The organism is Enterococcus sp. RTP21361st1_A6_RTP21361_211029 (assembly GCF_040910045.1).
GTDB lineage: Bacteria > Bacillota > Bacilli > Lactobacillales > Enterococcaceae > Enterococcus_D > Enterococcus_D gallinarum.
Window position 1 is genome coordinate 1 of the sequence record NZ_JBDGBK010000023.1, and the last position, 19,667, is coordinate 19,667.

The 19,667-nt window shown below is 38.9% G+C and carries 18 protein-coding genes and 1 pseudogene; 1 reads left to right on the forward strand and 18 read right to left on the reverse strand.

Going from position 1 to position 19,667, the window contains the following annotated elements; all coding sequences use genetic code 11:
* The 7 genes and pseudogenes from AB5Z52_RS06065 to AB5Z52_RS06095 all read right to left on the reverse strand — a co-directional run.
* Positions 1-452: pseudogene (locus AB5Z52_RS06065) on the reverse strand (hypothetical protein); the annotation flags it as partial.
* Positions 385-1,065 carry a hypothetical protein gene (locus AB5Z52_RS06070; RefSeq protein WP_021151003.1) on the reverse strand — a complete coding sequence of 227 codons (681 nt, stop codon included), beginning with the start codon at positions 1,063-1,065 and terminating at the stop codon, positions 385-387. The gene AB5Z52_RS06070 and the pseudogene AB5Z52_RS06065, both read right to left, overlap by 68 nt.
* 361 nt (positions 1,066-1,426) lie before the next feature.
* Positions 1,427-2,233 (reverse strand): gluconate 5-dehydrogenase, encoded by an 807-nt coding sequence (locus AB5Z52_RS06075; protein WP_005472446.1) that lies wholly within the window; start codon positions 2,231-2,233, stop codon positions 1,427-1,429.
* A 20-nt stretch (positions 2,234-2,253) separates the two neighbouring features.
* Positions 2,254-3,096: a 5-dehydro-4-deoxy-D-glucuronate isomerase gene (gene kduI / locus AB5Z52_RS06080; protein ID WP_005472445.1), complete on the reverse strand. Its 843-nt coding sequence runs from the start codon at positions 3,094-3,096 to the stop codon at positions 2,254-2,256.
* 11 nt (positions 3,097-3,107) lie between these two features.
* The gene (locus AB5Z52_RS06085; RefSeq protein WP_003127151.1) at positions 3,108-4,109 is read right to left on the reverse strand and encodes a sugar kinase; all 1,002 of its coding nucleotides are present in this window, start codon (positions 4,107-4,109) and stop codon (positions 3,108-3,110) included.
* Between the two features lies 1 nt (position 4,110).
* Positions 4,111-4,758 (reverse strand): bifunctional 4-hydroxy-2-oxoglutarate aldolase/2-dehydro-3-deoxy-phosphogluconate aldolase, encoded by a 648-nt coding sequence (locus AB5Z52_RS06090; RefSeq protein WP_003127150.1) that lies wholly within the window; start codon positions 4,756-4,758, stop codon positions 4,111-4,113.
* Between the two features lie 110 nt (positions 4,759-4,868).
* Positions 4,869-5,621, reverse strand: coding sequence for an IclR family transcriptional regulator (locus AB5Z52_RS06095; protein WP_029486913.1), 753 nt, complete (start codon positions 5,619-5,621; stop codon positions 4,869-4,871).
* Between the two features lie 184 nt (positions 5,622-5,805).
* Between AB5Z52_RS06095 and AB5Z52_RS06100 the strand changes: the two genes are divergently transcribed.
* On the forward strand, positions 5,806-6,531 hold the full coding sequence (locus AB5Z52_RS06100) for a MurR/RpiR family transcriptional regulator (protein ID WP_005472443.1): 726 nt from the start codon (positions 5,806-5,808) through the stop codon (positions 6,529-6,531).
* Positions 6,532-6,712: 181 nt separating this feature from the next.
* Here AB5Z52_RS06100 and AB5Z52_RS06105 read toward each other — a convergent pair whose 3' ends face one another.
* The 11 genes from AB5Z52_RS06105 to AB5Z52_RS06155 form a co-directional block, all read right to left on the reverse strand.
* Entirely contained in the window at positions 6,713-8,077 is a 1,365-nt protein-coding gene (locus tag AB5Z52_RS06105) for a gluconokinase (protein ID WP_003127147.1), read from the reverse strand.
* Positions 8,078-8,414: 337 nt separating this feature from the next.
* Positions 8,415-9,749 (reverse strand): 6-phospho-alpha-glucosidase, encoded by a 1,335-nt coding sequence (locus AB5Z52_RS06110; RefSeq protein ID WP_196774967.1) that lies wholly within the window; start codon positions 9,747-9,749, stop codon positions 8,415-8,417.
* Positions 9,746-11,368 carry a PTS transporter subunit EIIC gene (locus AB5Z52_RS06115; RefSeq protein WP_288551402.1) on the reverse strand — a complete coding sequence of 541 codons (1,623 nt, stop codon included), beginning with the start codon at positions 11,366-11,368 and terminating at the stop codon, positions 9,746-9,748. Before AB5Z52_RS06115 ends, AB5Z52_RS06110 begins: the two co-directional genes overlap by 4 nt.
* A gap of 133 nt (positions 11,369-11,501) precedes the next feature.
* On the reverse strand, positions 11,502-12,170 hold the full coding sequence (locus tag AB5Z52_RS06120; protein ID WP_003127144.1) for a GDSL-type esterase/lipase family protein: 669 nt from the start codon (positions 12,168-12,170) through the stop codon (positions 11,502-11,504).
* Positions 12,171-12,177: 7 nt separating this feature from the next.
* Positions 12,178-13,518 carry a glycoside hydrolase family 30 beta sandwich domain-containing protein gene (locus tag AB5Z52_RS06125; RefSeq protein ID WP_003127142.1) on the reverse strand — a complete coding sequence of 447 codons (1,341 nt, stop codon included), beginning with the start codon at positions 13,516-13,518 and terminating at the stop codon, positions 12,178-12,180.
* A gap of 4 nt (positions 13,519-13,522) precedes the next feature.
* A complete protein-coding gene (locus tag AB5Z52_RS06130; RefSeq protein WP_003127141.1) occupies positions 13,523-14,125 on the reverse strand; it encodes a hypothetical protein in 603 nt (200 codons plus the stop codon).
* A 17-nt stretch (positions 14,126-14,142) separates the two neighbouring features.
* Positions 14,143-15,765, reverse strand: a complete 1,623-nt coding sequence (locus AB5Z52_RS06135) for a hypothetical protein (RefSeq protein ID WP_003127140.1) — start codon at positions 15,763-15,765, stop codon at positions 14,143-14,145.
* 18 nt (positions 15,766-15,783) lie between these two features.
* Complete coding sequence (locus AB5Z52_RS06140) at positions 15,784-16,653, reverse strand: carbohydrate ABC transporter permease (RefSeq protein WP_368243177.1); 870 nt, start codon at positions 16,651-16,653, stop codon at positions 15,784-15,786.
* 28 nt (positions 16,654-16,681) lie between these two features.
* Positions 16,682-17,635, reverse strand: a complete 954-nt coding sequence (locus AB5Z52_RS06145; protein WP_003127138.1) for a sugar ABC transporter permease — start codon at positions 17,633-17,635, stop codon at positions 16,682-16,684.
* A 15-nt stretch (positions 17,636-17,650) separates the two neighbouring features.
* The gene (locus tag AB5Z52_RS06150; RefSeq protein ID WP_005472441.1) at positions 17,651-18,592 is read right to left on the reverse strand and encodes an ROK family protein; all 942 of its coding nucleotides are present in this window, start codon (positions 18,590-18,592) and stop codon (positions 17,651-17,653) included.
* 5 nt (positions 18,593-18,597) lie between these two features.
* Entirely contained in the window at positions 18,598-19,605 is a 1,008-nt protein-coding gene (locus AB5Z52_RS06155; RefSeq protein WP_041119258.1) for a LacI family DNA-binding transcriptional regulator, read from the reverse strand.
* Between the last annotated feature and the right edge of the window lie 62 nt (positions 19,606-19,667).

Genomic DNA, 19,667 nt, shown 5'->3' on the forward strand with positions numbered 1-19,667 from the left:
GAAAGTTTTCCGATTAACTGTTCACCATCACCAATATCTTCATAAAGAATTGGTTGAAGTTGAAAACAGTCATTCTCGATCAGTGCAGGATCGACCGGTTGTTCTGCACTTCCAGTGAAGGTGTGGTGAATGATAAACTGATAACTATTGTCATAAAAGGCCCGGTTTTTTAGTGTAGAAGCTTTTGCATGAACAAGCAAATTCCCCTCATCATCGATGGTCTGGTCAAACCAATTTGTTCGATCCGTTCCAGAAAAATCTTTGATCTCGACTCCTTTTAATTGAAACTGATTTTGATCTGGATTTTCGATTCTGTAAGATAAAGTTGTTCGAGAATTGTTTGTTTCAGTGTAAGGAACTGTTTGTTGGAAACGAGTGATCACTTCATTGTTTTCGATGTTCTGAGTGGCTAGTGATAGATTTTGTTGTGATTGCCAGTTTACAAGCATCATCTGACCAATTATCTGCGTTTCCTTGTCCTTTTAACGTCAAAGTGCCTTGCTCGTCTTCGCTGTATTGGATCGTGGAATCGGGAGCAGCAAAGATATGTTCTATGGCAGTAGCAGCCTGAGGAATTCGTATGTCTTTCCATTTGTTCAAACCCATTTCATTAAAAGTCGTCTTTAGTTGAATTGGCTGCATCTTATCGTCTAAAAATTCATAGGTGATTTCTGATGTACCATTTGCCCATATTTTCAATCTTAGAAATTCGTTTTTCGTGATAAGCATATCCGCACCTGAAGGTTCCAACATCTTGACAGTCACCTTGACATTGACCGGTTGCCCTTGATAATACCCAACATTTCTTATCAGAGCAGCGCTCTCTTTTACAGAATTAATCCCAGTAACTATTCTTTCACTATTCACGACTCCAGACACTTTTTCTATCGTGGTTGATTCACCATTTCTCATAATAAAAGCATGATCTGCAGGAATCTTCTCGGTTAAAGCGTTGCGATAATAAGAGGAATCTGTGATCGAGCCCTCCGTTTGGGCAGCTGCCTTTTGCGTACTAACAAAGACACTACAAATAAATAGCATTGCTACTAGAAACCATTTTTTCATCTTAATCCTCCTATCAATTGATTTAGTGGAAAATCGATAGAACCCCTAATCTATTTACTCATATCCACTGACAATTGAATAGTCTAAAAAATTTATCAAATAAAGAAAAAAACTAGAGCAAAGCTGCAAGAAAACTAACTGTTGGTTCTTTAGTAAGCGGCTCCCCCCCTTCTTCTTGATCGAACTTGGCTAGAACCACGATCCGCCTTCTCAGAGAAGAGGTTCTCCCATTCATTTTTTTATCGGAAAATTCGACAAAGAAAACCCCTACTCTTTGCAAAATCCATTGAGGATGTGCGAAGAATAGGAGCTTTTTTGATTGCTAAGTTCGCCTGTTTTAGAAATCAGGAACTTAGGAGGATTACTCAGGCTGTTTGCCAATATAAGCCAAAATACCACCGTCCACATAGAGAACATGTCCGTTGACAAAATTGGAAGCGTCAGAAGCCAAGAAGACAGCAGGACCGGCTAAGTCTACGGGCTCTCCCCAACGCGCTGCTGGCGTTTTTGCCACAATGAACTGATCAAAGGGATGACGAGATCCATCTGGTTGGATCTCTCTTAATGGTGCAGTTTGCGGTGTCGCGATATAACCAGGGCCAATGCCGTTACACTGAATGTTTGCTTCACCAAACTCAGAACAAATGTTTTTGGTTAGCATTTTAAGCCCACCTTTAGCAGCTGCATAACCAGCAACGGTTTCGCGGCCAAGTTCACTCATCATAGAACAAATATTGATAATTTTGCCATGTCCTTTTTTGATCATGGAAGGCAAAACGGCTTTAGAAACGATGAATGGCGCATTCAAATCAACATCAACTACCTGACGGAAATCAGCGGCTGACATCTCCAACATTGGGATCCGTTTGATGATCCCTGCATTGTTGACTAAGATATCAATGACACCTACTTCTTCCTCTATGGTTTTGACCATTTCATTGACTGCTGCTTCATCGGTGACATCACAGACATAGCCATGGGCTTTGATGCCGGCTGCTTGATAATTTTTTATGCCTTCATCGACTGATTCTTGTGTTAAATTATTAAAGACGATCGTTGCACCAGCTGCTGCCAAAGATTGGGCGATCGTAAAGCCAATCCCATAAACTGCGCCGGTAACTAATGCAATCTTGCCATCTAAACGAAAGTGATCCATTGAAAAATCCATCTTCATCCTTCTTTCTTTTATTATTTCAACTCATCCATGGGAACCATGTCCATATCTGTGTATGTGATGTTCTCCCCGCACATTGCCCAAATAAAGGAATAGTTGCTTGTTCCGACTCCAGAATGGATCGACCAACTTGGGGAAATGACTGCTTGCTCTTCTGCGACTACTAAATGTTTGGTTTCATCTGGTTTACCCATCATATGGAAAACTTTTGTGTCCTCATTGGCAAAATCAAAATAAACATAGGCTTCCATACGGCGTTCATGGGTATGACAAGGCATCGTATTCCAAGCGCTACCTGGTTCTAAAATCGTATACCCCATTTGCAACTGGCAACTTTCACACACATTCGGATGAATATACTGATAAATCTTCCGTTCATTCAGCGTTAAGCCTTCACCTGTTTCCATTGGTTTGACCTGATCGATACTGATTTTTACATTCGGGTATTTATGATGTGCCGGTACACTGGATACATAGAATTTCGCCGGATCATTTGGATCTTTTGAAGAAAAGACTACATGTTTCGTTTCTTTTCCGATATAGTATCCGTCTTGCTTTTTCATGTCTTCTTTGGTGCCGTCAATTTCAATGGTTCCCGCACCGCCAATATTGATCACACCTAGTTCACGGCGTTCCAAAAAGTATTCTACGCCTAACTCTTTGCTCAATTGAAACTCTAATGGTTGATCCGTAGGCGTTACTCCGCCAAAGATCATGCGATCATTATGGGTATAAGTCAACTGGATCGTTCCGGGTACAAAAATTTTCTCTACCAAAAATTCATTGCGTAATTGTTCGGTACTATAGTGTCGAATATCTTCTGGGCTGTGTGTATAACGGGTTTCCATTTCTTGCATGCTGGTTCCTCCTAGCGAATGATTTTTCCAGATCCGGCTGCTAAAAATTCAGCTACTTCCGCTTCTGTAAATTGATTACAATCTCCATGAATCGTGTGCTTTAATGCAGATGCTGCGGTAGCAAAGTCAATGGTTTCCTGAGAGGAATACCCACTTAGAATGCCATGCAGGACGCCTGCACAAAAAGCATCCCCTCCGCCTACTCGATCAACAATAGGATCGATGCGGTGTTCTTGAGAAGCTGCATATTGGCCGTTATGCCAAAGAGTACCCATCAATGTATTAGCACTGGCGGAAAGCACTTCTCGTTTTGTCGAATAAAACAGTTCAATATTCGGATAACGCTGGTTCATTTGTTGGTAATAATACAGCAACTCATTTCCTTGCCCTGTATAGGCTGGAATCTCCATAAAAACTTGTGCATCCAACTTGCCCGCCGAACAATAATCGACCAAAGGAAGGATTTCCTTTAGAAAGGCGGCGGCTTCATTTGTCGTCCACAGTTTGCCACGATAATTGATATCGAAACTGATTTTGCAACCTGCTTTTTTCGCACGCTTAACAAGTGAAAGGGTCAAATCCCGCCACGTCTCGGATAACGCTGGTGTAATGCCGGATACATGGAAAAGTGCGACATCTTTAAAGATCGCTTCTGACCATTCATTGGTCTTGATTTCCGCAAAACTTGACCCTGCACGGTCATAAATGACTTTTGCTGCACGTTCTCCTACTCCAGATTCCATATAGTAAGTTCCCAGCCGGGGACCACCGCTTAGAAGCAGACTGCAATCCACTCCGTAATTGCGTAAATGATGGGTAACAGCTTTTCCGAGATCATTTGCCGGGACTTTACTTGCAAAAGAGACGTCGTGCCCATAGTTAGCTAAAGAGATAGCAACATTTGCTTCACCACCGCCATAGTGTGCAGCAAAACGTCCGCTTTGCTCCAAGCGTACACCAGAACTAGTCGATAAGCGCAACATAATCTCGCCTAAGGTAATAATTCTAGTCATCTCAGTTACCTCGAATGTCATTTAACTTGGCCACATATTGTGAAGCAACCGCTGTCACTTTCTCGAAATCACCACTAGCAGCTGGCGCTAACAAATTACCACCGACACCAACAGCGACCACTCCGGCATTGAACCACTCAGACATATTTTCCAAGCTGACTCCGCCAGTAGGCATAATATTCAATTGGGGCAATGGTGCTTTGAAAGCGGAAATGATACTAGGACCATAGGCACTTCCTGGAAACAGCTTGATGATGTCTGCGCCTGATTTCAAGGCTTCTTTCATTTCAGTGATCGTCATACAGCCTGGCAAATAAGGTACTTGATACAAATTACAAATCTCAGCTGTATCGCGATCAAATGTCGGACTGACGATATATTCTGCGCCAGCCATAATCGCTAAGCGGGCAGTCACTGCGTCAAGTACCGTGCCAGCTCCTATGATCACTTCTTGGTCCTCTTGATAGTCATTGACTAACTCTGCAATCACTTCAGCAGCTTGCGGAACCGTGAAGGTCAATTCAATTCCTTTAATACCGCCTCGGACGATGGCACGACTAGCTTCCAGCGCTTCTTGCCTTGTGGTGCCTCGAACGACTGCAACGATTCCACAGGCTTTTAACTTTGATAATCGCTCTACTTTTTTCATAAACCCCTCCGTTCTTAATTTCCTATTTGGAAATTAAGTTTTATTATAAAGAAATCTTATCTTTATTATACCTGGTCTTTTTTCTTTTGCAAGGGGTTTCCAAAAGTATTTCAAATGGCTGCTTCGATTTTATCTTTTGTGGCACGTATTTCTTGAAGCAATGTTTGTTTATAGCTCTCGGTCAATCGGTATTTTGGCAGACTGACTGAGAAAGCACCGACAATTTCCTCATCTTTCAAAAGAGCCGCGCCGATACAAAAAATCTCTTTCTCCATTTCTTCATCATCAAAAGCGATCTTCAGCTGACGCACTTCTCTTAACTCTTGATTTAATTTAAGAACATTCGTGATGGTGTTCTCAGTATAAGGTTGTAAAGGTGTTTCATCTAAATAAGCTTCATAGCTTGTCTCATCGAATTCTGCTAATACAGCTTTCCCCATCGCTGAGCTATATAAAGGTCTTGAAATTCCCACCTTCGACGACATGCGAATGGTTTGATTTTGAGGTTCCAGTTTATTGACATACAAGATTTCATTCGCTGTCAAAACCCCCAAATGGATCGTCTCATCGGCTTTTTCCTGCAATTCTTCCAAAAATGGCAGGCTGATCTCTACCAAGTCAAGTTCTTGAATATTTTTATTGGCATATTTGACGAGTTTAGATCCTAAGCGGTATTCTTTTTGCTTGTCCTTTGCAACATAGCCGATCAGCTGTAATGTTTCGAGAATCTTTAACGCGGTTGAATTGGTTAAGTCTGTAGCAGCTGCAATCTCTTGCAACGATTTGTTGGGTTCTTCCGCAAGATAATCCATGATTTTCGCGGCTTTAATCAAAACAGTCCCATAGGGTTTCGTCATTTGTATTCCACCTTTGTTTTTTCTATATAAGAAATTATAATCTCTTATAATGAAATAAACAACCAAACTTATCCATCTTCTCTTGCGAAGACGGTGTAAGAAGGTTGTTTAAAAAAAGGATAAAGAAAAAAGTTTTACTTTCTGTTTCTCTTCATTGTATGATGATATTACCACGAAAAGGAGCAATAGCATGGACTTAAATGTATTGACCAAAGGAAAAAAAATTTCCGAAAGCGAGCAGCACATCCTCACTTATTTGGTGTCTCATACGGACAAAATCGAAGGCGTCCCTTTGCGAAAAATCGCGCAAGAGCTTTATACTTCTCCAGCAACACTGGTGCGATTAGCACAAAAATTAGGTTTTTCCGGCTATTTGGAATTACTTTATTTCTTAAAAAATCGGCTGAATCGTCAAATGACCACTGAAGCAGCCATTAACTATCAGATCAACACAGAAGGCATTGCAGCCTCTATTGATGCGATCAAAGAAATTTATGCTCAAAACAATGATAAATTCATTACCATTTATGCCACTGGCTTTTCTGGTATCATAGCAGAATACCTTCATAAAAAAATGTTGGTTAATGGTATTAAAACTTTACTGGTGAGTGCTTCTGATTCCGGCGGTATCATTAGTAATAATATCGACAACATCAGTATGCTGATCACGATTTCTAAATCGGGGGAGACACAGAAAGTGCTAGAAAAAATGCAACTAGCGAATGATCATCAAATCCCCACTGTCCTTTTCTGCGGCAATGGTGAACACCGAGCCCATCAACTAGCAAATTTTTCTTTTGGTGTCACTGATGAACGACCATATGATACGCAGAACATCCAATATACGAGTTTTTACGGAAAGCTTTTACTGCTAATGGAGTACCTCGTAGAGGCATTTACTGCCGAAATCAACTAAAAGAGTCCGGGGCTTCAACATATGGAATAGCCAAAAAAATCTAGGATCACCCCTGCTATCTGGCTGGCTCGCTTCGCATCTACTCGATAAATGAAGCCATTCAGTTGCTTTCAGGTCGTTCAATCTTGTTGTTCAATCTTGTTGTTCAATCTCGCTGATACTTCAGCCGCAACCCTTTCTGCTAGTCAAAATAATGTTCAGCGAGCGACGCGTAGGCTGCGCTCGTTTTTTGATTCGGCGTAATGGTCTGCAAGTGGTCTCTCGCTGCCAAACGATGACCAAAATAAAGATCATAAAGACCAAAAATTGGTTCGTTTGCCGGTGACAAATAACATGTCACGCCCAAGATATCAGCTGTTAATTGTGCAATGGCTTTCGATTGGAAAACGCCACCGCTGATCGTCACTTCATCGGTAATTGCTGCCATTTCTTTTAAAACACCAATATTCAACAACATCCCCTCAATTGCTCCACGAATCATATCTGCCCGAGTATGTTGAATCGTCAAACCATGATAAGACGCCTTGATATCAGATGTCCAATAAGGAGCCCGTTCCCCATTGATAAACGGAAAAAAGCGCAGACCATGGCTGCCGATTATGGTTTCTTCAATGATTCTTGGGAGGCTTTCATAGAAAGTGTCAGGATCTTGTGCCAATGTTTCTTTGATCCAAGCAAGGACGCACCCCCCATTATTCGACGGAGCACCAATGACATATTGACCTTCTTTAAGGTAATAACAAAAATTTTGCCGCTGATCGAACACCGGTTGATCCGTCACCTTTCGAACAGCAGCACTAGTGCCGATCGTCAAACTATTTTTGATTCCAGTCGATACATACCCTGCATAAGCCGCCAAACAGCCATCACTGGCGCCGCACATGATCTCTACTGTTTCATTCAATCCATAGCGAGCGGCAGCGGACGCAGCAATAGGAAACCGATCGGTCGTGTCACAGATTGGCGCAAACTGTTCAATGGAAAGGTCCAAATAGTGAAGAATCTCTTGACTCCAATTTTTTTCTTCAAGGGAGTAGAGGCCTGTTGCCGATGCAGTACTTCGGTCGATCCAAGGAGCTCCGGTAAATAAAAGCATCACCAATTCTTTCAGCCCATACCATTTTGTCTTGCCATCAAAACCGCCAGCGGATTTGAAGTGAAGCAACTTAGCAAATGGCGACATCGCATGGATCGGTGTCCCAGTCTGCCGATAAAACGATTCTGACAATGAGGATTGACGAAACTCTGCAATCACTTGGCTAGCCTGATTATCTGACCAAATATAGATTTCTTCAAATTTCTCATTTATCACTGGCATTAGACTATGCATCGCTGTACTGAACCCAATCACTGTTATTTGCTCTCGTAAAGAGGAGGGAATCGCCGTGATCCCTTTCAAAAGTACAGCTATGATTTCTGACGCAGACTGTGTGCGACCTTTTTCTGTTTTGGTATAAATAGGAAAAGAACGTTGATAAATGATTTTCCGTTCTTCCAACAAACCGATTTTTATTGCCGTCGTTCCAATATCAATCCCTAAAAACATTCCTCTCGCTCCCTTATCTCTGCTAATTCATTTCTATTTTAGCATACTTAAAAAAGATCCCCACAAAAAGACCATTGCTCATCTCCCTTTGAATTCTTGATAAACATTTAGAATGTCAGTGATTCCAGCAAAAAAATCCGAATGATTGACAAGAGGGTTGGCAAACATCCAGCTTGCAGCCATCAACTACTGCACCACAGATGCACTCCCTCTCGTTTATCATTCAGATCCTCTATCTCCTCTGTCATCCTCAGACTTTTTAGCGAACACTAATTGTTGTAAGGTTTTTCAAAGTGACATCTTTTGATCAGAAATGTTTCTCAGCATGTGAAACATTTTAGTGGAGTCCCGGCCAATAATCACCATTTTCTGAGACCAGATCATCTAAGAGATCTTTGGCTACTTTTGCGCTAGGAATGGTTTTGGAAAGGGTTAACGCCTGCCACATTTTTTGGTAACTCTTTTCCACATATGCCTCCACCACTAATTTTTCCACAGTGACTTGTTGGAACATCAAGGCTTGTTGGAAAGATGGTATCTTGCCTTGTGCCAAAGCTTCTGGTCCATCAGAGCCAACGATACAAGGAACTTCCACCATGGCATCATCAGGAAAGTTAGCGATTGCCCCGTTATTCTCAACAATCATGACCATTCGTTCATGCGTATTGAACGCAATTGCTCGTGCCAGATCCACAATAAAGGTTGCATGAGCATCGATTTCAAATGCGATACCCTCTGCCGATCCTTGTTCGATGATTTTTTTCGCATGGTCGAAGACTCGCTTTTCTCTTCCTTCCATGACCTCATTCGAACGCGTATATTCGGGATGCTCTTTCATATGATCATAAACGTAATCTGGGTATAAGTAATATTTTAAATACGTATTTGGCAAATACTCTGGTGTCAGAGCCAAAAGATCTTTGGCTTTTTTGTGGGTTTCTTGCCAACTAGGATCTGTATGTTGGGTGTCCACTTCAACTTGAGTGAGATAGCCATTCTGTGCAACATATTCCCTGATTTGTTGGATGTATTCGTTGCCTTCTTTGTCCTTGATGCTGGTCCACCAGCCAAAATGATTCAAGCCAAAATAACGAACTTCTAAGTCTGCTGGATTTTTATCAATAATTTGCGACATCCGTCGCAAGGTGCCCACTGGCATATCGCAAATATTCAACACTTTTGCGTCAGGTCGCAACACACGACAGGCTTCTGCTACAATCGCTGCCGGATTCGAATAATTTAACATCCAGCAATCTGGCGAATACGTTTCCATATAATCAATGATTTCCAACATTCCGGTGATACTGCGCATACCATAAGCGATACCGCCAGGTCCGCAAGTCTCTTGACCGAACACACCATGGCGTAGAGGAACCTTCTCGTCTTTTTCCCGCATGTCATATTTGCCTACTCGAATATGAGCCATACAAAAATCAGCACCAGTAAAAGCTGCTTGCGGATCCGTCGTATAAGAAAATTCGATCTGTGGTGCCTGTTCTTTTAATAAGATCGTCAATGCTTCACCTAAAGTTCTTTGTCGCGCTTCATCATTATCATAAAGTGTCAGCTTTCTCAATGGGAAGCGGTTTTGATTATCTAACAGCATCATCACGATCCCTGGTGTGAAGGTACTTCCTCCACCGGCAATCACTACTGAAAAATTCTTCATCATTCAATCTCTCCTTCTCGTCCAAGAAACTTTTCTAATTCTTCTCGTACTTTTGGTACAGTCAATCCATAAACAACATGGACATTCTCACCATTCTTGATAACGCCTTTGGCTTGGGTTTCTTCTTTTAGCAATGTCTCATCCACTAGTTCTGGATTTTTTAGTTTCAAACGCAATCGTGTGTAACAGTTGTCAATCGTTTTAATATTACTGTCTCCACCTAAACCTTTCGTGATCAATGCTGAAATCGAGTCCGTTGGTACAGATGAAGGGATTACTTCTGCCGTCACTCCAACACCAGCTCCTGCTAACCGTTTCTCTTTGTACTCTTTTTTTGAATACAATTTTGTTTCATTCCCTTCATCTTCCCGACCGACTGTTTTCAAATTCATTTTGGTAATCAAAAAGCGGAAAAGAGCATAATAGAGAAAGAAAAATACTATGCCAACGGCGATATAGATGGGCCAGCGAGTCTTTTCAATCCCTAACGGCAAGTTATACAAAAGGAAATCAATAAAGCCATTCGGACCAATCGCTCTTGAGCCAAAAATATTCAATGCAACCATACTCAGTCCACTTAATGCGGAATGGATCACGAACAAAACTGGTGCAACGAACATAAACGAAAATTCGATCGGTTCCGTTACCCCAGCAATAAAGGAAGTCACCACTGCTGGGATCAAAATAGCTTTGACCTTGACTCTATTCTCTGGTTTTGCGGTCTGATACATAGCTAGACAGGCACCAAGTAAGCCAAACATTTTTGAAATTCCTCGTGCATCCCAGATGACACTTTGCGAGAGAACCTTTACTGCCGGATCCGCAATTTCTGCAAAGTAAATGTTCCGAGCCCCTTCGAAGACTTGGCCCCCAACTTCAGCGACGCCTCCAAGGGAAGTATATAGAAATGGTGTATAGATCAAATGATGGAGTCCAGTTGGAATCAATAATCTTTCTAGCGTCCCGTATAAGAAGATACCGAAGTTTCCTGTTTCTTGAATAATGCCGCCTAATCCATCAATCCTCGTTTGAATCACCGGCCATACGATCGAAGAAAGGATGGCGAACAATACAACAACTGCAATCAAAACAATGAAGACAAAGCGAGCCCCGCCATAGACTTGAAAAGCATTATTGAAGGTAGTGTCGATGAAACGGTTGTGGATCAATGCAACGATGATCCCTAAGATGATCCCTAAAAATACCCCCATATCTAAGACTTGAACCCCTAAAACCAGTGCTTGTCCTGATCCTTGGAGTGCATCGGCGGCTACAAGCATCCCTCGAAGTTCCATAAATTTGTTCATGGCATATAAAAACACCAGATAGCCTAGTAATGCAGTAAACGCCGCTTCCGCCTTTTTCTTTTTGGCCAGACCAAGAGCGATCCCTACACAAAATATGATGCCGAGATTCGTTAAGATCGGTAAAAGTGAGGCAGAGAGAATGCTGCCAAAACCTGTGGTGATTGGGTTATCCAAAAATGGAAAACGTTCGATCAAACGAACATTGGTAAAAACATTGCCAATGGCAATCAAGATCCCAGCAATTGGCAAAATCAGAACCGGTACAAACATGGCTTTTGAAAACTTCTGCATCGCATCCATCATTTTTTCTTTCATTGATGATACTCCTTTGCTTTTTTATCGGTAGGTTTATTATAGGTAAGTTTGAAGGACATTCCTATAGAAATCGCTTTCAAATCAACCTGTTACATAGATTGGAATGTGTTTCATAAAAAGAAGCATCGAATGGTCATTTCTTACCATCCGATGCTTCTTTATTCACCTTTCGTACTAAATCCACATGTTGATATATCAAAGGGAAAATTTTTCTATATGCAGCTTCTGTTAAATGTATGCCATCTTTGGTATTCAAAGCATCAAGCTGTTTAGTTTCATCTATAAGCAAATTATTGACTTCAATCGTCTCATATCCATTTGAATCGGCAAGCTTGCTGATTTTCTCACTTGCTTCAATCACACGGCTATTGATTCTATACTTTGAAGCCTGCAGTAGCCATTGCTCGCCTTGTTTTTTTGAAACGTCTTGCATTATTCCGGTATTTACTGGATAAAACTTAATAAAAGTAACTGCACATTGTGGTAGACTTTTCTTCAATTTACTGAAAATTTGGCGGTAGCTATCTAATAAGTGACTATCCTCAAAACACTCGTCTGCTAGATCATTTGACCCAATATTGATCAATAGATGTACAGGTTGTATAGAGAGTATCAATCGATCAAAAATTTCAAGATAGTCTTTAGAAGTTGCTCCACTAATTCCGCGGTTATAAACAATTATTTCTTTATCGAGAAACAATTGTTCCAAAGGAAATTCTTCCATTAAAGAAGAACCAGCAAAGACGATTTTCCCATTTTCCGCATCATGATTTTTAGAAACATAACGATTCAAACAGATCATTTTCCGCCTACTCCTCGTTATTAGATATTTCTCTAATCGTCATCGCAGTTTTCGCTGACAAATAGATTGTATCCATTGAATAAGTATCTATCGTTATCTTAACAGATGCATCCTTTTCACTATCGTTAAACAAAATAACAACAATGGATTTATTATTATTCTGAAAGGCAACACTTTGGATATGCCGATCATTCGAGCTTTCAATTCGAACAGATTCAGGGCGGACAAATTTACTGAAATGAGCCAGACCAAAATAATCAAGTGTCAATTCATAGTTTTTCGTTTGTTGATCCACTTTTACAAGGCCGCGACAAGTACTTTTTCCAAATCCCGGAACAGTAGGTCCATTATTTTCGTCTAGCGCTAAATTCCAAAGCGTCATAGATTTTGCACCATTTCTAAAAATGTTGATCCCTGTTCTCATTAGATTACTGAAAGCTGGTTCAAAGGCTGGTATCCAATCTCCTCCAGATCCCTCAGTAAAATGAATTTCTTTATCTGGATAAAATAGAGCAACTCTTGATTGATTAATTACATTACCACCATACCAGTGCCAAGCTATGCCATCAAAGGCCGCTTCTGCCTTATCCAAAATTTCTAATGGATAATCAATTCTATCCCAGTTATGATCATAGCCTAATATTTTTGTCCGAATGTTATTATCATTAAACAAAGGTTTTAAGTATTTAGCAACAAAAGTTGCTTGTTCATCCGCCAGCATCTCCATTCCTGGGTAATTCGGTGGCACAAACAACGGTTCATTTTGTGGTGTAATCGCATATATATCTAATCCATGCATATGATAACTGTCAATCACTTTTTTGAAGTAATGGGCATATGTATCATAATACTTCAACAACAATTTTCCACCAATCATTTGTTGAGAATCTTTCATCCATCCAGGAGCACTCCAAGGAGACATAAATAATTTTAGTTCAGGATTCATTTTCTTAGCATATTTTGTTAGGGGAATGATACTTTCTTCATCTTGTGCGATAGAAAAATGAATCAGATTCTCATCTGTTTGATCTTTTTCCATATCATCATAACTATAAATATGCCGCGCATAGTCAGATGCACCCATTGGGTTTCGTAGAATTGAAAGACCGATTCCTTTTTTTGAATCAAATAACGCTTCCATGACTGCGATTTGTTGCTCTTCAGATAAACATTTATCAACTAAATATGCAGAAGAATCTGTCAAAGAAGTTCCCCATCCATCAATTTTCTGAAAAGTTTGATGGCTATTGACATTGATTTCAAACTCATTTTTATTTTGTGTAAACGGAGATTGTTCAAGCTGAAACATATTCATTTCATCTGTTGTCGTGTAATATTCAAAACTCAATGGATCACTCCTGTTCTATTTGATTTGTAGTTACATGCTTCATAATTTGCTTATGGATCATAACTTGAAAAACCATAGGAATACTTATTCCAAATAACGCCCATACTAATGCTAATCTAGGTAAAAACACAGGTAAAACAAAACTACTAAGCATTATCGCTAAGCCAATAATATTACAACCTACGTATTTTAACGTTATCCCTAATGAAAACTCCACTATGGACCGAATGGACATTTGGCTGGTACAAACAATGAATACATTCGAAAGAAACACAATAAAAAATGCAATAAAAAGTAATATCAAAAATTGAAATATAGTTCTTCTAGTGAATGCTAGTAAAAGAAACAGTAAGAAAAAGATCACCCAGAAAGCGATGATTAACCTGAATGAAAGAATCAGATTTTTTCTAAACAGCATGAAGTATTTTGTTAGGGTAACTTCTTGCTGATTGTATTCTTTTAAAAGCTGGTAGCCAGTAATCAATGCACAAGGCACTGTGATGATTGGCAAACTAGAAAAGATGATTAATAGATTTAATAGCATCATTTGATATATTTTTTGTAGGAAACTGTATACTTCACCATCAATATTAAATATTTGTTTCATTACTGACTACCACCTTTTTATTCGATGCCTAATTTCTCTTTATTCTCAGCAATTTTCTCGTTTCTAATTGCCTCAATATCTGACCAACCATTTTGATCTAAAAATGTTGAATATGAAGAGATTACTTGATCAAATTCTTCTTCTGAAGAAGAGCGAATCAAACAGACTAATGTTGTATACCAATTTGTATTGATTGCAGAGAGATTACGTGCTTCTTGAGTCCCTGAACTAGGATCAATATTTTCTAGAATAAAATGAGGGTATAATTTTCCTTCTCCCCATTCTCTTGGCTGTATCAAGGCAGGTGTCTGAGTACTTTCACTAGCCATTGATTGATATTTATCATGACCAAAGAAAATAAACTCACTTAGTCGATACTCTTTTTTGAATCGATCTGAATCATTATCTTTCATCTCTTGCACTTCTGGCAGTAATTCAATTTTACCATCATTGTCATATTGGAAAGTCTCTCCTTCAATACCAAAAGTAGTTAGAATGCCGCCGTATTCACTTTGTAAATAAGTGAAGATTTGCATGGCCTTAGCTGGATCTTTAGCACTTTTACTAATATAATTGATCATCCAACCAGTAATACCACTTTGATTTAATTTAGGCTCTTTCCCTTCACTATTTTGTGGTCCATTGATTGCAATGTACTCACCATTAGGATTTTCAGCTAACCAGCTTTGTAAAAAACCACTCATTTGTGCTGTACCACTAGCCATAATTGTGGCGTATTGACCGGATTTCACTTTTTCTTCAAAAGCTGTACCATCATCAGAAAAACTATCATCCGACAAATTTCCATCCTCATGAATTTGACGCAACACTTTTAACCAGTTTAAATACTCTTGATCTAGATTACGGTTATAAAAATTACCCTCTTTTGTTTCTAGATCAACACCCAAATAGTCTTGGAAAACATCACCTAAAGATCCAGCCCCATCACCCAACGCATTGAAACCAAAGGGAACAAGTTCTGGATATTTCTCTTTGATAGATTTCATTCCCGCTATGAAATCATCCGCAGTTTCAAAATTATTCTCACCAATTGCCTTATATACATCTTTTCGAATCAAAAAGTTTGTGTTAGCAGGAATTAAACCGCTATCATAATCTTCTGCTGTATTAGAATAATTGGGATATCCATACGTTTTTCCATCATCTAATTGAAACCAATTTAATGTGTCTTTTGCAGCTACAGTTTGCCAATAAGGATCATATTTATCTGCAAGTTCATCTAATGAATAGGCCCAACTATCAGCTTTTTGCGCAACTTGTGAGTTTGAATCAAAAATTGTGACGATATCTGCCATATCATTGCTTGAAAACATTGTATTTAAGTTAGTATCATCACCTTTGATAAATTTGACTTTGATGTTCAAATCTTCTTCCATTTTTTTTGTAACGACATCATTTCCCCATTCATCATTCCACCAATCAGCATTAACATACCATGTCAGTTCTGTGACTTCTTCCTTATTATCCAATTGCCATGCTGGCGTATTTTTATCTAGATTATAACGCTCACTAATATCTACATCCTTTGCTTCTTGACTTGCGTTATCTTCTCCCCCTCCACATGCACCTAGCAACAACACCGAACTAAACAGCAAAACTAAATTTCTCAAGTTTTTCATTTTTTGTTTTCCCCTTTTCTATTCTTTAACAGCTCCGACCATCATTCCAGCAATGAAATGTTTTTGGAGTAATGGATAAATAATCAGAATTGGAATCATTGTGACCACGATTGTAGCAAGTTGGACACCTTTGGTTGTACTTTCTGCCACAGCCGTTCCGATGTTTTGCATCCCTTGTGTCTGTGATTGAACAATGATCTCATATAGTTTCATTTGTAATGGGTAAAGAGCCTTATCAGTAATAAAAATTCTAGCTGTCATAAAGTCATTCCATTGGTTTACCCCATTAAACAAGGCAATTGTTGCTAGAGCTGGTTTGGACAGAGGTAAAAATATTTGCAAAAAAATGCGCCAATGACCTGCACCATCAATCATTGCCGATTCCTCTAATGAATCGGGTACATTTCTAAAAAAATTCATTAATATAATGACGTCATAATAACTTAACAGCGCTGGTATAATATAAACCCAGAAGCTATTTAACAAACCTATTTGTCTAAACAATAAGTACGTAGGAATCATTCCACCTGAAAAAAACATCGTAGTGATACCCATCGCAGAATATAATTTTCTGCCTTTCAGATTTGCTTTGCTCATAGCATAAGCCATCATGGCACAGAAAAATACATGTGTTAAAACACCAAAGATTGTTTTAGAAACTGAAATAAAGAAAGCTTGCAACATACTCCCATCTCTGAATACTGCTCGATAATTCTCTAGTGACAGTTCAGAAGGCCAGAATACAAAGTCACCTTTAGCAAGAACACTTCCAGAGGCGAATGATGATACCACCACATTCCATAAAGGAATAACGATAATCAAGGTGAAAATGGTTAAGATCAAAATATTGAAAATGTCGAATAAACGACTATCTACATCCTTTTTCATCACTTTTTTTTCCATACAACGCTCCTTTCTACAATACGGACGTATTGTCATTTAGTCGTTTGGTCATTTGATTTGAACATACCAATAAAATTACTGATACAATTGACACACCTAATCCAACTGCAGTAGCATAAGAAAAATCGCCTTGCGCTATCCCCATTCTAAATACATATGAATTAATCACTTCCGCCTTCGCTTGATTTTGATTATTCATCAAAACCATTGTCTGATCTAAGTTGGATCCCAGTAATCCACTTATAGTCAGAATCAAATTTAAGCTAATGATTCCTTTTAGCATTGGTAATGTAATTTTCATAATTTGTTGAAACCTAGTTGCCCCATCTATTTTTGCTGCTTCGTAATATGAGGGATCAATTTTAGATAACGTAGCTAAGTATAAAATCGTACCCCAACCAGTGTTTTTCCATATATCTGACAATACCGCAATCCACCAGTATTTATTCGTTGATAAAAGATAGTTTTCATGTTTGATTGAAAAACCAAGTCCACTCAATATTGTATTGAGTAATCCATTTGTTGACAGCCAATTAATCAACATACCGCCTAGAACAATCCATGATAGAAAATAAGGCATGTAAGAGATTGTTTGGACCAATTTTTTAAATACACCTTGTCTGAGTTCAAAAATCAAGATTGCTAAGATAATCGGTAAAACAAAACCTATCAGTAGCTTCAAGAAGCTGATACCAAGCGTGTTTACAACTGATCCCCAAAAAAATTTATCATTTAATATGATCTGAAAATTTTCAAAGCCGACCCAAGGTGCTGTTTCAAGTGTGTCGATGACTGTATATCTTTTGAAGGCAATGATCAGCCCATAGATAGGAATAAAGTTAAAAATGATCATAAAGATAATTCCTGGCCAGACCATACTTTGCAATTCCCATTGTTCAAAAAAAACAGAGAACCACTTTTTTATCTTATTAGTAGAGCGTTTTGCATTTTGCACGGAAGTTTCCATCTGTTCCCCTCACTTTCAGTTTATTGTTGCCTCATTTAGAATCAGTTTCTTTACTTGATATACTGCTCCAACCATGCCAGCATCATTCATCAATTTAGCTGCTTTGATAGGTGCGATCGTTTTTCCCACTAAATAATGAATACTTTGATGTCTTTCTGTCATTTTTGAAATGGTGGAGCTCAATCGCTCTAAAAATAACGTGTTTGCACTTATGCCACCACCAATCAATACCAATTCGGGATCAAAACAACTGATCAAGTTCAATATGCCGACAGATAGATCTTCATAAAAACTATGAATGAGGTCGTGGGCAATATCGTCATCCTCTTCTTTAGCAAAAATTTCTTTTGCATCCCAAATTGGTTCGAACTTTGAATCTTTCTTTAACATTATTTCATTATAACGAGAACATAAACCACCAATCACTGCTGCACGCTGATTCAAAGACATCGCCTCTATGTCAACGCTTTCATTAATTTCCTTAATAACCATCCAGCCAAATTCGCCTGCCATGCCATGGGCACCTTTGATCAATTCATTTTGATAAATAATACCGCCACCTATGCCTGTTCCTAGAACCATACATATGTAATTGGGAATCCCTTGAGCATGGCCAATCCATTGTTCTGCGATAGCAGCAGCATTGGCATCATTTTCGATAACAATTGGTACTTTCGTTATCTTCTGTAATTCTTGCTTTAGACGAACACCATAGATGGACTTGATTGCTCCTGCTGTAATCATTGTGCCGTGTTGATCAATAATTCCTGGTGCGCTGATTCCAATCCCTTCAATTGGTTCTTGCCTCTGACTCTCTTCAATAATTGTTTGTAGGTTTACCAAGAATTGATGTCTATTATCGATCGTTTTGATACTCTGCTTACAATAAACTTGTCCTTTATCATCAATAAATCCATATTTGATTGTAGTTCCACCAATATCTATTCCCAAATACATTTATATCACTCATTTCTATTAAACTGATATACTGATTCGCCCTCAACCAATCTTCCATTTAATACAAAGGATTTTCCTGAAACATCCCCATTGATCAGCTTTACTAAATGTTGCGTTGCAAGCTCCCCTTGTTCTTTGATTGGGTTCACAATTGTTGTTAAAGACGGTCGAAAATATTTCAACAGCTCGATTCCATCAAACCCAACAACACTAAAATCATTCGGCACATGATAGCCTGCATGTTCAATCGCTTTGGTTACGCCGATAGCACTAAGATCATTTCCCGCTAGAAATGCTGTCGGTAAATCTTTTTGCTTATGCAAAAATTTTTCTGTCGATTGATATGCGAAATTTTCTTCAAATCTTCCTTCTATTAGATAATGCGGCTTTAGAGGAATGTGTGCTTTTCTTAGTGCTTGCTGATATCCCTTGAATCGTTCATCGCTATCATAAACACCATCAAAGCCTTTGACGAATGCAATATTACGATGGCCTTTCGCTATCAGATAAGATGTTGCATATTCAGCGCTTTCATTGGAATTGAAAACAATACTACCAAATGTATGATCTTGAATATTACGATCAATAAAAACGGCATTGACGGATTCATTTCTGATTATCTCAAGATCTTCTTCATCAAGCATATCTTCAAATCCAATAAATCCATCTACAGCACCTCCCAGAATACTCGTCAAGACAACTTCTTTTTCCATTGAAATAAACACATTTAAAGCGTAACCATGTTTTTCAACTTCTCTTGCTATGGATTCAATCAGAACACTAAAATACGGACCAGTAATACTTGTGGTATAAAATCCGATTCTTTTCGTCCTACTTTTCTTTAATTCCTTTCCCATAAGATTAGGCACATAATGAAGGTTCTTCGCAGCTGCTATGACCTTTGCTTTCGTCGATGCTTTAACAACATCAACGCCATTTAACGCTTTTGAAACTGTTGCGATTGACACATTTGCTTCTTTTGCAACGTCTCGGATTGTTGTTCGTGTATTCATTATCATCACCACATAAAAACGTTTTTTTTTATCAACATTATAAACAAACTATAAATAAAAAC

Excerpts from the sequence above, each read along its gene's own strand:
- AB5Z52_RS06070 (WP_021151003.1), bottom strand. The coding sequence starts at position 1,065 with ATGAAAAAATGGTTTCTAGTAGCAATGCTATTTATTTGTAGTGTCTTT.
- AB5Z52_RS06075 (WP_005472446.1), bottom strand. The coding sequence starts at position 2,233 with ATGGATTTTTCAATGGATCACTTTCGTTTAGATGGCAAGATTGCATTA.
- kduI (WP_005472445.1), bottom strand. The coding sequence starts at position 3,096 with ATGCAAGAAATGGAAACCCGTTATACACACAGCCCAGAAGATATTCGA.
- AB5Z52_RS06085 (WP_003127151.1), bottom strand. The coding sequence starts at position 4,109 with ATGACTAGAATTATTACCTTAGGCGAGATTATGTTGCGCTTATCGACT.
- AB5Z52_RS06090 (WP_003127150.1), bottom strand. The coding sequence starts at position 4,758 with ATGAAAAAAGTAGAGCGATTATCAAAGTTAAAAGCCTGTGGAATCGTT.
- AB5Z52_RS06100 (WP_005472443.1), top strand. The coding sequence starts at position 5,806 with ATGGACTTAAATGTATTGACCAAAGGAAAAAAAATTTCCGAAAGCGAG.
- AB5Z52_RS06105 (WP_003127147.1), bottom strand. The coding sequence starts at position 8,077 with ATGTTTTTAGGGATTGATATTGGAACGACGGCAATAAAAATCGGTTTG.
- AB5Z52_RS06110 (WP_196774967.1), bottom strand. The coding sequence starts at position 9,749 with ATGATGAAGAATTTTTCAGTAGTGATTGCCGGTGGAGGAAGTACCTTC.
- AB5Z52_RS06115 (WP_288551402.1), bottom strand. The coding sequence starts at position 11,368 with ATGAAAGAAAAAATGATGGATGCGATGCAGAAGTTTTCAAAAGCCATG.
- AB5Z52_RS06120 (WP_003127144.1), bottom strand. The coding sequence starts at position 12,170 with ATGATCTGTTTGAATCGTTATGTTTCTAAAAATCATGATGCGGAAAAT.
- AB5Z52_RS06130 (WP_003127141.1), bottom strand. The coding sequence starts at position 14,125 with ATGAAACAAATATTTAATATTGATGGTGAAGTATACAGTTTCCTACAA.
- AB5Z52_RS06135 (WP_003127140.1), bottom strand. The coding sequence starts at position 15,765 with ATGAAAAACTTGAGAAATTTAGTTTTGCTGTTTAGTTCGGTGTTGTTG.
- AB5Z52_RS06140 (WP_368243177.1), bottom strand. The coding sequence starts at position 16,653 with ATGAAAAAGGATGTAGATAGTCGTTTATTCGACATTTTCAATATTTTG.
- AB5Z52_RS06145 (WP_003127138.1), bottom strand. The coding sequence starts at position 17,635 with ATGGAAACTTCCGTGCAAAATGCAAAACGCTCTACTAATAAGATAAAA.
- AB5Z52_RS06150 (WP_005472441.1), bottom strand. The coding sequence starts at position 18,592 with ATGTATTTGGGAATAGATATTGGTGGAACTACAATCAAATATGGATTT.
- AB5Z52_RS06155 (WP_041119258.1), bottom strand. The coding sequence starts at position 19,605 with ATGAATACACGAACAACAATCCGAGACGTTGCAAAAGAAGCAAATGTG.